Origin of the sequence: Shewanella sp. A32 (genome assembly GCF_029167175.1) — a bacterium.
GTDB classification, from domain to species: Bacteria; Pseudomonadota; Gammaproteobacteria; order Enterobacterales; family Shewanellaceae; genus Shewanella; species Shewanella yunxiaonensis.
The window spans coordinates 1-14,570 of sequence record NZ_JARFTS010000023.1 but is presented as its reverse complement, the minus strand read 5'-3'; the positions used below and the strand labels follow the sequence as shown (position 1 = coordinate 14,570).

Here is a 14,570-nt window from a genome sequence, read left to right as displayed (position 1 = left end):
ATCTATAACAGCCTAGAAGAAGCCGCTTTTTAGCGGCTTCTTTTTGTTTATAATGGCTCGAAAACACATAAAAAAGTGAGAGAAGGAATGTTACCCCTGTTATCCCACCAGCAAGCACTGGAACCTGTTTATCTGGATTATCTGGCAGCACTGGAACAAGCCGGTTTTACCGGTGATATTGATAAACGATACAGTGCACGACTGGCGCAGGCGACAGACAACTCTGTATACCAGTTTTTGCCGCAAGCTGTGATATATCCACGGCACACAGTAGATGTGCAATTGGCGTTAAAAGTTGCATCAAAACCGGAATTTCAACAGGTGGTATTCAGTGCTCGTGGGGGCGGAACCGGGACCAACGGCCAGGCGCTCACTCATGGCATTGTGATGGATCTGTCTCGTTATATGAACCGCATTCTGGAAGTGAATGCTGAAGAAGGCTGGGTACGTGTCGAGGCGGGTGTCATAAAAGATGCACTCAATGATGCATTACGACCACATGGGTTGTTTTTTAGTCCGGATCTATCTACGTCCAATCGTGCAACCTTAGGCGGAATGATCAGCACTGACGCTTCAGGGGCAGGTTCATTAGTGTACGGAAAGACCTCAGACCATGTGCTCTCTCTCAAAAGCGTGTTGATTGACGGTAGTTTGTTGGAAACTGATCCGCTAAATGCCGAAGACATTCCTGAAGTTACTGATACGGCTTCATTAGGTGAAAAAGTCATTGCCGAAGTCGCTCATCGTTGCCGTGCAAAGCGCTCATTGATTGAAGCGCGTTTTCCCAAGTTGAATCGCTTCCTGACTGGCTATGATCTGAAAAATGTCTGGAATGAAGATCTTACACAATTCAATCTGTCTCGTATTCTTACTGGTGCCGAAGGCACTTTAGCGGTCGTCACCGAAGCTAAGCTTGACGTAACCCCGTTGCCGTCCAGTCGGTTACTGGTAAATGTAAAGTACGATAGTTTTCAATCAGCTTTGCGGCATGCCCCTGATCTGGTGAAGGCAAACGCAACAGTTGTAGAAACAGTCGATTCCAAAGTATTAAATCTGGCTCGCGAAGACATTATCTGGCACTCAGTTTCATCTCTCATTCAGGACGTTCCTGGAAAGGTGATTGACGGTCTGAATATGGTGGAGTTCGCTGGTGATGAAGCTAGCGTTCAGCAGCGGGCAGATGCCCTGACTCAAATCCTTGAACAACAAATTGCATCTGGTGAAAAAGGGGTCTTAGGGTTCCAGTTAACCAAAGATCTGCCGTCAATTAATAAGGTTTACGCGATGCGTAAAAAGGCTGTCGGCTTGTTAGGTGCGACTAAAGGTCGCCGTAAGCCAATCGCCTTTGCTGAAGATACGGCGGTCCCTCCGGAAAAGCTCGCGGATTACATTATGGAATTCCGTGCATTGCTAGACAGTCACCATCTGCAATATGGCATGTTTGGCCATGTTGATGCCGGTGTGCTGCATGTGCGGCCAGCGTTAGATATGTGCGATCCACATGATGAGCAACTGCTGCGACAAGTTTCTGATGAAGTCGCTGCACTGACGCGCAAGTATGGCGGCTTGATGTGGGGCGAACACGGTAAGGGGGTGCGCGGTGAATATGGGCCAGCGGTATTTGGTGACGAATTGTATGGTGAGTTGCAGGATATTAAGGGACTCTTTGATCCGCATAATCGCCTTAATCCAGGCAAATTAGTGGCTCCCAAAGATAGTGGCCCTATGCTGTATAACGTTGATAGTACTAAGCGCGGGAGTTTTGATCGGCAGATCCCGGTTAACGTACGTGACGCTTTTCCCGATGTGATGGATTGCAATGGTAACGGCTTGTGCTTCAACTACAGTCGTTTTTCACCTATGTGTCCTTCATTCAAAGTTACAGGTGACCGTATTCATTCACCAAAGGGCCGCTCAAGTTTGATGCGGGAGTGGTTACGATTGCTGGAAGCGGAAGGTGTTGATATTCCTGCGCTGGTCAAGGCTAAACCGCAGAGTGTGCTACAACGGTTGCAAAACACCTTGTCAAAAGATCGCGAATATGATTATTCCCACGAAGTTATGGAATCAATGAAAGGCTGCTTGGCATGTAAAGCTTGTTCCGGCCAGTGCCCCGTGAAAGTGGATGTCCCCAAGTTCCGTGCGCAGTTTTTTAGTATTTATTACCAGCGCTATATGCGCCCAGCAAAAGATTATTTAGTGGGCAGCATAGAAGACTCTGTGCAATTAATGGCGAAGGTACCTAAATTATCGAACTTCGCAGCGCAGAATCCGCTTAGCAAGTGGGTGATAAAAAAGGCGTTGGGTTATGTGGATGCGCCTGCATTATCGGTCCCTACGCTGAAAGAGCTGCTGGACGGGCATTCTTGCCGGGGTTATGACCTTAATGCGTTGTCGGCTATTCCTCATGAGCAAAGACAAAACTATGTGTTAGTTGTGCAGGATCCTTTTACGACATTCTATGATGCTGAATTGGTCTACCACTTTATTCGGTTAGTTGAACAATTGGGATTCAAGCCAGTGTTGTTGCCATTTAAACCGAACGGCAAGCCAGCTCACATAAAAGGTTTCTTAGACAAATTTGCGAAAACAGCACAGTCTGCTGCGGATTTTCTTAATCAGTTAGCGTCGTTGGGCATTCCAATGGTGGGAGTTGATCCAGCATTGGTGTTGGTTTACCGCGACGAATATAAAGTAGAATTGGGTAAAAATCGCGGAGACTTCCAGGTGTTGCTGTCTAATGAATGGCTGCTGCAACAGCTGGAAAAATTGCCAAAATTGCCTGAAACTAGCAAAAGCTATACGTGGTTCAGCCACTGTACTGAATCCAGTGCGAAACCCGCGACCCCGAAGGATTGGCAGACATTATTCGCCAGATTTGGTGCCAAGATGGATAGTATCAATCTTGGGTGCTGTGGTATGGCGGGTACTTACGGCCATGAAATCGAAAACCTGGAACGTTCAAAGGCCTTGTATGAAATGTCATGGGAAGAGGCGATTAACAGTATTCCGCATGAACAGATCTTGATTTCTGGCTACTCATGTCGCAGTCAGGTGAAGCGTTTGTCCGGATTCCGCGCTAAACATCCGGTAGAAGCGTTACTGGAACTGCTTATTCAACAGAAAGCACAGTAATATCAAAACATTAAAGCCGGACTGATGAAGCATTTGCTTTCTCCGTCCGGTTTTTTATTGGAATATCATCAAAATTTTTCTTTTGTATATAAAACAAAGTGCTTTGCTGTTCATGACATCGAATTAATCTGTACCCCTAGTGAAATATGTCGCGGATGGTAGTATTAATAAAGTACCGACCCCGAAGTACAGGAGGTGTTGTTTGAACCGCAATGAAAGTTTGGCCTATCTGGTATCGCACCTTAACCTTGACTTGCAGAACGAACTGGATAGCCGCCTGAAGTATTATCAGATTGATATCAAGCTCTGGCCTGTGTTGTTTGCGCTGTGGCAGGAAGAAGGGATCAGTCAGACAGAGTTGTCACGGCGATGCGATGTGGCAAACTACACTATGACACGATTACTTGACCAACTGCAGGGGCTTGGCTTGATTGTTCGTCATCAGGAGGAGGATAACCGTCGCACCTTTCTGATCTATCTGACCGATCAGGCTAAGGCGATGGAACAGGATTTAATCCGTGAAGCTGAGCGGGTTAATGAGCGTTTTTTGGAAAAGCTGGACGAGCAGGAAAGAGCGATGTTGATGGCATTGCTTAACAAAATCAATCACCGGGAATGACACTTATCATCCCGGTCTGTTCCGAGCTGTGTTGACACTTAGATATAAGCTAATAACAAACAAGATAGTCCCGCTAGTAACAACAACTGATAACCGTAGAGATACTTGTTCGCTTCAGAGTGTTTAAGGCTGGCAATCAGCTGCTCTTGCCGATAGATACGACATAATGTTTGATTGCAGGTCGGATCAGAAATCAACTGACAACGGCAACACTCACCATTACTGAGTTGAAATCGGTGTTCGCTTTGGGGCGAAAAACTGAACTTTCGTGATACCACCTGGCCATCTACACATAACTGCTCCAATCCAGTCCAGTCGCTGGCTTGTAGCTCGACCAAATGTTGGTTCACATCGTAGCTGAAACGTACCATCCTCATAGCTCCGTCAGGGGGACGATAGTGTTAAGTGAAGCAGACGACAAACAGCTTTGCCATTAACAGCAAATGAACTTTATATTGCATGGTGTTATCTGGTTGGAACGGATAGGAAAATTTTCTGGTCAAACCAGCATCCGGCACCGTGCGTGGAACGTGTGCCGGGATCTAAGAAAGTGACATTAACCTGCAGCGTGATTGATGATATTGCGCGCCATTTCATCCGCTATTTCAGCTGTCGGGCGGTTTTGTTCGTCCGCCTTTTGAAAAATCGTCAATAAAGTATCGTAAATCTGTTCGACTTTAGCGGTGGCCTGCTTAACATCATAATTGTGTTCAAATGAAACGTTAATTATTCCGCCGGCATTGATCACATAGTCCGGAGCGTAAAGAATGCCCTGTTGCTTAAGTTGCTCGCCGTGCCGCGGTTCTGCCAACTGATTATTGGCACATCCAGCGACTATTTTGGCCTTCAGTAATCGCAACGTAGCGTCATTGATGGTGGCACCTAAGGCGCAGGGGGCATAAATATCCACATCTTGACCATAGATTTCTTGCGGAACAACGCTGATAGCATTGAACTCTTGAGCCACTTTCTCCAAAGCTTGTTGGTGAATATCAGTAATGATAAGTTCTGCGCCTTCCTGATAAAGATGTCGGCACAGATGATATCCAACATGACCTATCCCTTGAACCGCCACCTTTAGCCCTTTAACATTGTCGCGTTTGAACTGATGCTTAACTGCGGCTTTAATGCCAAGAAATGTCCCCAATGCCGTAAAGGGAGATGGGTCTCCGCTTTTCCCCTCCAATCCAGCGACATAAGGCGTTTCTTCGCTGGCAATTTTAATATCGGCTGGTGATGTACCCACATCTTCTGCAGAGTAGTAACTGCCGCCAAGCTTGTTAACAAACTTTCCGAACGCACGAAACAACGCTTCTCGGTTATCCGTACGACTGGGATCCGCAATAATAACGGCTTTGCCCCCCCCCATAGCTAATCCGGCGAGCGCATTTTTATAAGTCATGCCTTTCGAAAGCCTTAATACGTCGGTAAGGGCTTCGTCATCAGAGTGATAGTTCCACATACGACAGCCACCGAAGGCTGCGCCAAGGTGGGTGTTGTGTACGGCGATAATGGCCGTTAGACCACTAGCTTCATCATGACAGAACACCACCTGTTCATGTCCGTCATAAGCGGGATGATTAAATACAGCCAAGGTGCTTCTCCAAAGTGATATTTGAATATATGCCCCATCGTTGCAGGGCTTTTGTTGTGATATTGCATTCAGAACGATAGCATCCACTACTTAAGCCAACAAAGTAGGCGAGCAGAACACTATATCAGTGACTGGAAATATACCTTTCCAAGTTGGTACTTAAAATGGACTGTCACCTTATGGCATGATCCGTTCTTTGAACTGCAACAGAAAAAGTTAAGGAAGAAGTATGACTGAGCCATCCGCCACACCAGATGCTGCTGCCCAAGAAGCTATGCGCACGCAGTGGGTCCGCGAGCAGTTTCAGAAAGCTAATCGCTTTTTAGCGGAAAAAGGTATTGTCCCGTCTAAAGTGATTGCGGAAGAATGCCGCTATTTAGCGCCATTGGTGGCCTTGTGGAAACTGGAATCAAGCATCCCCAGTAAAAAAACATACTGGGTGATAGGCGGCGATTTACCGGCTGACTTCATTGAAGTTACTGCGGCAAAGGATGCCAGAGAAGCAATGCGGCATTTCTCATTCAGGTGGCAGATGCAAGCTGAAGGTCTGCTACAGAGCTCTACTGTAGATGCGACGCAGGAAAAATTTGCACAACTATTAATCTCCCGCGCTGAAAGTTTGTATCAATTACAAAATGACGATAGTTTCTGGCAACAAAACTGATTAGCCAAATAAAACACCCGCAATTGCGGGTGTTTTCACTTTATTGAACTGATATTATGCCGCGTGTTCGTCTTCGTCACTCTGTTCATCATTTTCGACCGGCCAGCCACCAAGGGCTTTCCAGCGATTTACGATATTACAAAATAATTCAGCAGTACGTTCAGTATCATACAATGCTGAATGTGCTTCTTTATTGTCAAAAGCTATTCCTGCAAGAGAACATGCTTTAGCCAATACCGTATGGCCTAACGCCAATCCAGCAAGAGTTGCGGTATCGAATGTTGCAAACGGATGGAAGGGGGAACGTTTGATTCCGGTGCGTTCGATGGCTTTGCTGACAAAGCCATGATCAAATGCTGCATTATGACCGACTAAGATTGCACGATGGCAACCGGTGTCTTTCAACCCTTTACGGATTGCCTTAAAAATTTCTTTAAAAGCTTCGGCTTCATCGACAGCGCCGCGGAGCGGGTTGTATGGGTCAATACCGTTAAACGCCAGTGCTTCTGGCTCAAGATTTGCGCCCTCAAATGGCGCTATATGGAAATGTACAGTTTTATCCACGACTAACTGCCCATTTTCGTCCATTTTTAATAAGGTGGCTGCAATTTCCAGTAGGGCATCAGTTGCGGCATTAAATCCCGCCGTTTCGACGTCTACCACAACCGGATAATACCCTCGAAATCGATATTTGAGCTGGTTACTCGAGGTAGGGTGACTCATGATATATCTCTATACAAATGCAAGGCGGGTATTATGCGCAATCGTGACAGGCGTGTCATGTCTGATTGCTGATTTTATCGCCTAAAGGTTTCTGATTCTTCACCGATAACATCAGTATGACCAAAGAACTGACGAGTTTTTTCCATGTGGTATCGAATGCTTTTGCTATCATCACTTTCGGTGTTGCCGCTGACGACTTCTGCTGAATTGCGGCATTATGTGGCGTCATTGGATCAATCTCAGTGGAAGTTACTACAGAATTCCCCCGTGGCCTGCACTTTAGAACACGACATTCCATCCTATGGCCGAGCAGTATTTAGCAGTCGAGCCGGCAAAGAACTCAATTTACAATTTACTTTGGATATGTGGCAAAAGCCGGACGCGGTTACCGATGCCCGTTTATTGAGTAAAGCGCCTATGTGGCGACCAGGGGTAATGTCTCGTACAATCACTGACTTGCATTATCAGAAGTATTTTAATGGTGAAGTACCCAAAAGAGCCGCCTGGACGATGCTCAATGAACTTGAGCGAGGTATGGAACCAACTTTTTATTACACCGACTGGAACGATAAAGACAGTACTGTGGCTGTCGGCTTGTCATCGGTGAACTTTCGCGGAGAATATGCAGACTTTAAACAATGTCTGGCGAACTTGTTGCCCTACAGTTTTGATGATATCGCCTTTACTGTCTTGACGTATGAATCCGGTGGGGCAGAGCTTACTCGCAGTTCAAAAGCCCAATTAGCCAGAGTGCAACGGTATCTGAAATATGACCAAGAGGTCGAGCTGGTGTTGATAGATGGATACACAGACAGTTTTGGTGGGCGTAGCATCAACCAGAAGGTTTCTGAAAAACGCGCGGATGCAGTAAAGCAACTGTTTGTCTCAGAGGGGATCGCGGCCAATCGAATTAAAGCTGAAGGGCATGGTGAACGACGGCATGTTGCATTGAATACCTCAGATAGTGAGCGTGAACGTAACCGTCGGGTAGTTATCAGAATAACTAAGCCAGAAGAATAATGGTCAATTTATCTGAATAAAAAATCTGGCTAAATGCCGGATTTTTTATTTGGAGTGACAATAAAAAATAAAAAGCCCATTCGTAATGAATGGGCAAAAAAAGTACAGTATTGCAATCAACAAATTGAAGGAAGGAAGTCAAGCATAAGAACCAAACTGATATCACTGAAAACACACCAGTTTGAAAACTCCTTTTGTCCGGTAACTCAATAAACAAGCTTCCAGAACATGTGAATTATTCTAGGGGTAAGTCGAAATTTCGGCAAGCGAGAAAAATTGCTGTTTAAGATAAAAAAAACTAATAACCAGAAGGTGATACCTGTCACTAAATCATAATGGAAACCATAAAAATGGTGTTTTAATCATAACTGATGCATATATTTTCACTGAAATTCCCTTGCCCACAAATTATCGTAAGACACGAGTTAACAGAGTGATGTTATATAACCTGTAAATATGCGGCAATTAACTTTGAAAAGTATTATTTACAACTGTGTAACTTTTTGGACATCAGAAAATATATTCAATTTAAAAATCAATATCAGGATAAAAATTAGCGTTGGTTTCTATTTCAATGGAGTTAATTTACATAAATGTTAATGTTTAGCAATAAACTGTGAGCGATGGCTCAATGAATTAGCGGCGCTAGGCTAAGCATCATCTGTATTAGTTCAGACTAGATCTGACACATCATCTAAATTGCTCTCCAATAAAAAACATAATCTCCTTGCCATTTTATTGTTACGGTCATCTGCCGATCTCTGCTTACTTTTTTGGTAATAAAGACTTACGGAAACCGGGGACTATGCCTGGATCGTTGCAGCTGATGCGATTTTTTCTTAGCGGTTTGTCAAGTTCTTCCGCGTCAATTGGGGCAACAAAAGCAACTGATTAAGCTGCGGTTAAGTTACCAAAAATTAAATTGAGATGTCGAAGCCGTTTGCTTTGCCGGCCATTCACAAGCGTGAGCCGGATCGGTATAGTAGTGGGCATTTATGGCAGGAAATCAGTAGGATCTATGTTTCGCTGGCCTATTACCGTCTATTACGAAGACACCGATGCTGGTGGGGTGGTTTATCACTCCAATTACCTCAAATTTTTTGAGCGCGCACGCAGTGAATGGCTGCGGGCAATGGGAATTTGTCAGAGTGAGTTGCTGAAGCAGGATTTAGCATTTGTTGTACGTAAAGCAGAACTCGATTTCTGCCATGCTGCTCGTTTTGAACAACAACTTTGCGTAGAGAGCTGGATCTCGGAGTTGAAACGGGCATCGCTGGTGTTTGAACAGCAACTTGTTGATGAAAATGGTATCTGTTATTGCAAGGCTTCAATTAAAATAGCTTCAGTTTCGTTGAGCAAGATGAAACCACAAGCTATTCCCGAACCGATTTTGCAGGAGTTTAAAATAGGTGAACGCTGATATTTCTTTTATAGGGTTGTTTTTACAGGCAAGTTTGTTAGTCAAACTGGTCATGCTCACCTTGTTATCGCTATCAATCGTTTCTTGGGCCGTTATCATACAGCGTCGAAAAGTGTTGAGTGATGCAAAGCATAGGGCCGAACAATTTGAAGAAAAATTCTGGTCAGGTGTAGATCTCAACCGCTTATATCATGATTTGGCCGCCCGCCAAGACAGCAATACTGGGCTGGAAATCATGTTTGTGTCAGGGTTCAAAGAATACGCACGTCTTAGCAAAATCAGTAGCCGAGCGCCAGAAGCAGTGATGGATGGCAGCTATCGCGCCATGCGGATTGCGTTATCAAAAGAACTGGAAGAGCTGGAAACACATCTGCCATTACTGGCAACCATTGGCTCTACGAGCCCTTATATCGGCTTGTTTGGCACCGTTTGGGGGATCATGAATGCCTTCATTGCACTTGGTGCCGTTCAAAACGCTACGTTAGCAATGGTCGCCCCCGGGATTGCAGAAGCCTTGATTGCGACTGCCATGGGCTTGTTTGCCGCGATCCCCGCGGTCATCGCCTATAACCGTTTTTCCACCAAGGTAGAAAAGTTGGAATCTCATTACGCCAACTTTATGGAGGAATTTTCTAATATTCTCCATCGCCAGGCATATACCGAGAAGGACCCCGCATGAATCAGGGATATCAGCGTAAACGCCGGCGCCCGGTAGCTGAAATCAACGTGGTTCCCTACATCGACGTGATGTTGGTGTTGCTAATCATTTTCATGGTGACCGCGCCGATTGTGTCACAGGGTGTAAAAGTAGACTTGCCCCAAGCGACTTCAGAGCCATTGCCTGCCGATAGCAAACCGCCGGTGATCGCCTCGATTGATGCTGAGGGTGAATACTTTCTGGATGTCGGTGGTGCGCCAAGTAACGAACCGCTAGATTTGGATGATGTTGCGACTCGGGTGGCGGCAATCATTCAGCTGGAACCAGATCGACCTGTTGTCGTCAAAGGTGATAGAGCCATTCCGTATGAGAAGGTTATCCAGCTAATGGTCACGTTGCAGAAGGCTGGCGTGCCTTCAGTGGGTCTGATGACAGATTCACCGGACGAGGAGAAGAAGTAAGTGGCCGGGCAAGCTGATTTTAAACTACCGCTGATTATTTCTGCGGTATTGCATATCGGTGTGATTGCTGCACTGGCATTGAATGTAGACTTCAACAAGAAGCCAACAGATACCATGATGTCAGAGTCCAAAGCCCCGCCGGTACAAGCGGTAGTGGTCGATCAACAAAAAGTTGATGATTATGTGCAGAAATTGAAGGCGGATAAAGCAGCCGCTGTGCGTAAAGAACACGAACGCCAGGCTGAACTTGAACGCCAAGCAGATTTGGCTAAACAAGCCCGTGAGCAAGAGCAGGCGCGTATTCAGAAATTGGCTGAAGAGCGTAAGCAGCAAGAAATTGAAGCCAAACAAGCTGCCGATATGGCAAAAGCGGCACAGCTAAAAGCGCAACAAGAGCAAAAGCGGGCTCAACAGGCTGAAGCTGATCGTAAGCTCAAGGAACAACAACGTCAGCAGGCAGAAGCTGCCGCCAAAGCCGCTGAAGAAAAACGTAAAGCGGAAGAAGTCGCGGCGAAAAAGGCCGAAGCCGACCGCAAGGCTCGTGAAGACGCTGCCAGAAAGGCTAAAGCAGAAGCGGATCGTAAAGCAAAGGCCGAAGCAGAACGTCGGCGTCAAGAACAGGAACTGGCTGACGCTATGGCTGCCGAACAATCTGCCGTTTCTGCGGCGCGTAACAAGCAGTTACAAAGCGAGTTAAGTAAATATAAAGCGATGATTACATCTACTATTCAGCGCAATCTGGTACTTGATGAAGCAATGCGCGGCAAGAGTTGTCACGTCGAAATTAAGCTCGCGTCTGATGGCTTTGTGACCAGTGTGCAGACGACCGGTGGCGATCCAGTGGTTTGCCGTGCAGCTAAGGCCGCAATTAATAAAGCGGGGCGGTTGCCAGTTTCGCAAGAACCGGATGTCTATCAGTTACTGAAAGATATTAACCTGGAAGTTAGACCGGAATTCAATTAGAGGAGTCCCATGAAATATTTTGCTCAAGGTCTGATGGTTGTAATAGCGCTGCTGACATTACCGGCAAGAGCGGCATTGGACATTGTGATTACTGAAGGGGTGGATGCAGCCAGGCCGATTGCGGTCGTCCCATTTGTATGGCAAGGCGTTACACCCCCACCGAGTTCAATATCTGACGTAGTTGAGTCTGATCTAACGCGAAGCGGTACCTTTAAGCCGTTGGATGAAACCGGGCTCGGACAACGAAGCATTGGGCAGATCGGTGATTTTAATATTGACGACTGGCGTAATGTTTCGGCAGAAGCGGTATTGATGGGAACCATCAAGCCTTATGGTCAGGATCAGTATCTGGTGAGCTTTGATCTGGTGGATTTAGTCAAAGCCCAAATGCAGGCCAAAGGGCCACAGCCTAAAAGCGACTATCTGTTAGATAGCCGCCAGACGGTGATTAGTGCTGCACAATTCCGCCAATATGGGCATCGTATCAGCGATATCGTCTATGAAAAACTGACCGGTATTCGGGGTGCGTTTTTGACACGTATTGCTTATGTGGTGATAGACCGAAGCCAGCCAAATCCTTATCAACTGATGATTGCTGATTACGACGGTTACAATGAGCAGATGTTACTGCGTTCACCAGAACCGTTGATGTCACCGGCTTGGTCGCCTGATGGACGTAAATTGGCATATGTCAGCTTTGAAAACAAAAAAGCCGAGATCTTTATTCAGGATATCTACAATCGTACTCGTCAGAAGATCACCAGTTACCCTGGTATTAACGGTTCACCGAGTTTCTCACCTGATGGACGTAAGTTGGCGATCACCTTATCAAAAGATGGACAACCAGAAATTTACGTTGTCGATATCGCGACTGGGGCGTTAACCCGTATCACAAACCATTACGCGATTGATACCGAACCATCATGGTTTCCTGATGGTAAATCGCTGGTATTTACCTCAGAACGAGGTGGGCGGCCACAGCTATATCAGTTTGAATTAGCTTCTAAAAAAATTACTCGTTTAACATTTGATGGTGAATGGAATTTAGGCGGCGAGGTCACGCCAGATGGTCGCAGTTTGATTTTTGTCAATCGTACCAATGGTAAGTTCAACATCGCCAGAATGGATCTACAAACCCGTTTTATGCAGGTCCTAACCTCAACCCGATTGGATGAATCACCCAGTGTGGCTCCCAACGGGACTATGGTGATTTATGGCACAACTTATGGCAATAAACAGGTGCTAGCGGCTGTGTCAGTAGACGGACGATTTAAAGCTAGATTGCCGATGGGACAGGGGGAAGTTAAATCTCCAGCCTGGTCCCCATTTTTATAATTGAATGAGAGAAGGATTTAATCATGGAACTCCAAAAGTTGCTTAAGGCTATGGCAATATCTCTGCCCCTAATGGCATTGGGCGCCTGTAGCTCTACTTCTGATTCCGAAACAGCCGCCGGTACTGGTACTACTTCAGGTAGTGGCCAATATGGTGCTAATGGCGGCGTGGAAATGGGTGGCGCTTCTCAGATGTTAAGCCCTGAAGAGCAACAGCGTCAGAAATTTGAAGAATTGCGTAAAGATAGCATCATCTATTTTGACTTTGACCGTAGTGAAATCCGGGCAGACTTTGCCGATATACTGCAAGCTCATGCAGATTATCTAGTGAGTCATCCAAACGTAAAAGTGTTGATTGAAGGCCACACCGACGAACGTGGTACGCCTGAATACAATATCGCATTGGGTGAGCGCCGAGCTAAAGCCGTTGCCAAATATCTGCAAGGTCTGGGCGTATTGCCAAGTCAGATGAGCATTGTAAGCTATGGTGAAGAAAAACCTGCCGATATGAGTCACACCGAAGAGGGTGAAGCGAAGAATCGTCGCGCAGTATTGGTTTACTGAGGATAAGCGTAAATGAAGATCAGGCTAATTGCAGCAGCAACGCTGTTGCTTCCCTTCTGTGCCGCGACGGCTGCAACTCCTGCACCGGTACAAGATTTGGGAACCGGTGTTACTGGCAGTGACAGTGACCGCATTGCAAGATTGGAGCGCATTATCAAAGCGAGGCAGGAAGCTGAGATTGATATGCAACGACGGTTGGATGCACTGCAGCAAGAAGTGTTAGATCTGCATGGAACAACAGAGCAGCAAAACTATCAAATCAATCAAATGCTGCAACGTCAGCGGCAATTATATGATGAGATTAGCAAGCTTAGCAGTCAGCAGACGAGCAATGTAGCTAATGCAGTTCCAGCGCAACCAGCAGCGGCGAGCAGCGGCTCCTCTTTATCGGAAACCGACAGTTATCAACGTGCGGTCGATCTGGTGTTAAAAGCGCGGCAGTATGATGCCGCCATTCCGGCGTTTAAGGAATTTATCAGTCAGTATCCTAATTCCGGTTTTGCAGACAATGCAAATTACTGGCTTGGGCAACTCCTTTATAATAAAGGAGATTATGTGCAGGCCAAAACGGCCTTTGAAAATGTAGTCAATAATTTCAAAGCGTCTGATAAACGGCCTGACAGCCTAGTCAAACTGGGGCTGATTGCTGAAAAAAACAATGACAAAGCCACTGCAAAATCCCGTTACCAACAAGTGGTTAAAGAGTATGCAAACAGCGCTGCGGCAAGCATTGCAAAGCAGCAGTTGGCGGCAATTAAACCATGATTTAACTAAAAAACATTCACCCAGACTGTTTTTCAGGCAAACGGGAAAAAAAGCCGAATTTGGACTTGCATGAGAAACGGAAAGCGGTATTATAGGCGCCCACAGCGCGGGACAGCAGTTTTTGCTTACTGCGCTGTGTTTTAACTGAAAGGGTCGTTAGCTCAGTCGGTAGAGCAGTTGGCTTTTAACCAATTGGTCATAGGTTCAAATCCTATACGACCCACCATTCAGTTAACCAACAACAAAGCAGTGGGTCGTTAGCTCAGTTGGTAGAGCAGTTGACTCTTAATCAATTGGTCATAGGTTCGAGCCCTATACGACCCACCACTGATTTGATACATGCTGTAAATCCAGTAGCGGGTCGTTAGCTCAGTCGGTAGAGCAGTTGGCTTTTAACCAATTGGTCATAGGTTCGAATCCTATACGACCCACCATCAAATCAGCAGGTACACAGTTAATATTCCGAAGTTGGGTCGTTAGCTCAGTCGGTAGAGCAGTTGGCTTTTAACCAATTGGTCATAGGTTCGAATCCTATACGACCCACCAGCTAAATATTAATTGCGTATCGTATTTTTGGGTCGTTAGCTCAGTCGGTAGAGCAGTTGGCTTTTAACCAATTGGTCATAGGTTCGAATCCTATACGACCCACC

At 46.0% G+C, this 14,570-nt stretch carries 14 protein-coding genes and 5 tRNA genes; 16 read left to right on the top strand and 3 right to left on the bottom strand.

What is annotated here, in order from left to right; genetic code table 11:
- The first annotated feature begins 87 nt into the window (after positions 1 to 87).
- Together PY479_RS14350 and PY479_RS14345 are read left to right on the top strand one after the other, a co-directional pair.
- Complete coding sequence (locus PY479_RS14350; RefSeq protein WP_275484181.1) at positions 88 to 3,135, top strand: FAD-binding and (Fe-S)-binding domain-containing protein; 3,048 nt, start codon at positions 88 to 90, stop codon at positions 3,133 to 3,135.
- A gap of 202 nt (positions 3,136 to 3,337) precedes the next feature.
- Positions 3,338 to 3,754 (top strand): MarR family transcriptional regulator, encoded by a 417-nt coding sequence (locus PY479_RS14345; protein ID WP_212596342.1) that lies wholly within the window; start codon positions 3,338 to 3,340, stop codon positions 3,752 to 3,754.
- A gap of 38 nt (positions 3,755 to 3,792) precedes the next feature.
- Here PY479_RS14345 and PY479_RS14340 read toward each other — a convergent pair whose 3' ends face one another.
- Both PY479_RS14340 and PY479_RS14335 read right to left on the bottom strand, forming a co-directional pair.
- Positions 3,793 to 4,125 carry a hypothetical protein gene (locus PY479_RS14340; RefSeq protein ID WP_275484180.1) on the bottom strand — a complete coding sequence of 111 codons (333 nt, stop codon included), beginning with the start codon at positions 4,123 to 4,125 and terminating at the stop codon, positions 3,793 to 3,795.
- Between the two features lie 185 nt (positions 4,126 to 4,310).
- Positions 4,311 to 5,348, bottom strand: a complete 1,038-nt coding sequence (locus tag PY479_RS14335) for a Glu/Leu/Phe/Val dehydrogenase dimerization domain-containing protein (protein ID WP_275484179.1) — start codon at positions 5,346 to 5,348, stop codon at positions 4,311 to 4,313.
- Positions 5,349 to 5,577: 229 nt separating this feature from the next.
- Between PY479_RS14335 and PY479_RS14330 the strand changes: the two genes are divergently transcribed.
- Positions 5,578 to 6,012 carry a DUF4826 family protein gene (locus PY479_RS14330; RefSeq protein ID WP_212596345.1) on the top strand — a complete coding sequence of 145 codons (435 nt, stop codon included), beginning with the start codon at positions 5,578 to 5,580 and terminating at the stop codon, positions 6,010 to 6,012.
- Positions 6,013 to 6,066: 54 nt separating this feature from the next.
- Here PY479_RS14330 and rnt read toward each other — a convergent pair whose 3' ends face one another.
- The gene (gene rnt / locus PY479_RS14325; protein ID WP_275484178.1) at positions 6,067 to 6,735 is read right to left on the bottom strand and encodes a ribonuclease T; all 669 of its coding nucleotides are present in this window, start codon (positions 6,733 to 6,735) and stop codon (positions 6,067 to 6,069) included.
- A 144-nt stretch (positions 6,736 to 6,879) separates the two neighbouring features.
- Here rnt and PY479_RS14320 point away from each other — a divergent pair, with 144 nt between their 5' ends.
- From PY479_RS14320 to PY479_RS14260, 13 genes are all read left to right on the top strand, one after another.
- Entirely contained in the window at positions 6,880 to 7,755 is an 876-nt protein-coding gene (locus PY479_RS14320; protein WP_275484177.1) for an OmpA family protein, read from the top strand.
- Positions 7,756 to 8,773: 1,018 nt separating this feature from the next.
- Complete coding sequence (gene ybgC / locus PY479_RS14315; protein WP_212596348.1) at positions 8,774 to 9,175, top strand: tol-pal system-associated acyl-CoA thioesterase; 402 nt, start codon at positions 8,774 to 8,776, stop codon at positions 9,173 to 9,175.
- Complete coding sequence (gene tolQ, locus PY479_RS14310) at positions 9,165 to 9,854, top strand: protein TolQ (RefSeq protein WP_212596349.1); 690 nt, start codon at positions 9,165 to 9,167, stop codon at positions 9,852 to 9,854. Before ybgC ends, tolQ begins: the two co-directional genes overlap by 11 nt.
- Entirely contained in the window at positions 9,851 to 10,294 is a 444-nt protein-coding gene (gene tolR / locus PY479_RS14305; protein WP_189615354.1) for a protein TolR, read from the top strand. The genes tolQ and tolR overlap by 4 nt, the downstream gene beginning before the upstream one ends.
- On the top strand, positions 10,295 to 11,257 hold the full coding sequence (tolA, locus tag PY479_RS14300; RefSeq protein WP_212596350.1) for a cell envelope integrity protein TolA: 963 nt from the start codon (positions 10,295 to 10,297) through the stop codon (positions 11,255 to 11,257).
- A gap of 9 nt (positions 11,258 to 11,266) precedes the next feature.
- Entirely contained in the window at positions 11,267 to 12,592 is a 1,326-nt protein-coding gene (tolB, locus tag PY479_RS14295) for a Tol-Pal system beta propeller repeat protein TolB (protein WP_275484176.1), read from the top strand.
- Between the two features lie 23 nt (positions 12,593 to 12,615).
- Entirely contained in the window at positions 12,616 to 13,155 is a 540-nt protein-coding gene (gene pal, locus PY479_RS14290) for a peptidoglycan-associated lipoprotein Pal (protein ID WP_212596352.1), read from the top strand.
- A gap of 12 nt (positions 13,156 to 13,167) precedes the next feature.
- Complete coding sequence (gene ybgF, locus PY479_RS14285) at positions 13,168 to 13,920, top strand: tol-pal system protein YbgF (RefSeq protein WP_212596353.1); 753 nt, start codon at positions 13,168 to 13,170, stop codon at positions 13,918 to 13,920.
- Between the two features lie 150 nt (positions 13,921 to 14,070).
- Positions 14,071 to 14,146, top strand: a tRNA-Lys gene (locus PY479_RS14280).
- A 25-nt stretch (positions 14,147 to 14,171) separates the two neighbouring features.
- Positions 14,172 to 14,247 (top strand) — tRNA-Lys (locus PY479_RS14275).
- A 31-nt stretch (positions 14,248 to 14,278) separates the two neighbouring features.
- Positions 14,279 to 14,354: transfer RNA gene (locus tag PY479_RS14270), tRNA-Lys, on the top strand.
- 36 nt (positions 14,355 to 14,390) lie between these two features.
- Positions 14,391 to 14,466, top strand: a tRNA-Lys gene (locus PY479_RS14265).
- A 29-nt stretch (positions 14,467 to 14,495) separates the two neighbouring features.
- Positions 14,496 to 14,568 (top strand) — tRNA-Lys (locus tag PY479_RS14260).
- The last annotated feature ends 2 nt before the right edge of the window (positions 14,569 to 14,570 follow it).

Excerpts from the sequence above, each read along its gene's own strand:
- PY479_RS14350 (WP_275484181.1), top strand. The coding sequence starts at position 88 with ATGTTACCCCTGTTATCCCACCAGCAAGCACTGGAACCTGTTTATCTG.
- PY479_RS14340 (WP_275484180.1), bottom strand. The coding sequence starts at position 4,125 with ATGGTACGTTTCAGCTACGATGTGAACCAACATTTGGTCGAGCTACAA.
- PY479_RS14330 (WP_212596345.1), top strand. The coding sequence starts at position 5,578 with ATGACTGAGCCATCCGCCACACCAGATGCTGCTGCCCAAGAAGCTATG.
- rnt (WP_275484178.1), bottom strand. The coding sequence starts at position 6,735 with ATGAGTCACCCTACCTCGAGTAACCAGCTCAAATATCGATTTCGAGGG.
- PY479_RS14320 (WP_275484177.1), top strand. The coding sequence starts at position 6,880 with ATGTGGTATCGAATGCTTTTGCTATCATCACTTTCGGTGTTGCCGCTG.
- ybgC (WP_212596348.1), top strand. The coding sequence starts at position 8,774 with ATGTTTCGCTGGCCTATTACCGTCTATTACGAAGACACCGATGCTGGT.
- tolR (WP_189615354.1), top strand. The coding sequence starts at position 9,851 with ATGAATCAGGGATATCAGCGTAAACGCCGGCGCCCGGTAGCTGAAATC.
- tolB (WP_275484176.1), top strand. The coding sequence starts at position 11,267 with ATGAAATATTTTGCTCAAGGTCTGATGGTTGTAATAGCGCTGCTGACA.
- pal (WP_212596352.1), top strand. The coding sequence starts at position 12,616 with ATGGAACTCCAAAAGTTGCTTAAGGCTATGGCAATATCTCTGCCCCTA.
- ybgF (WP_212596353.1), top strand. The coding sequence starts at position 13,168 with ATGAAGATCAGGCTAATTGCAGCAGCAACGCTGTTGCTTCCCTTCTGT.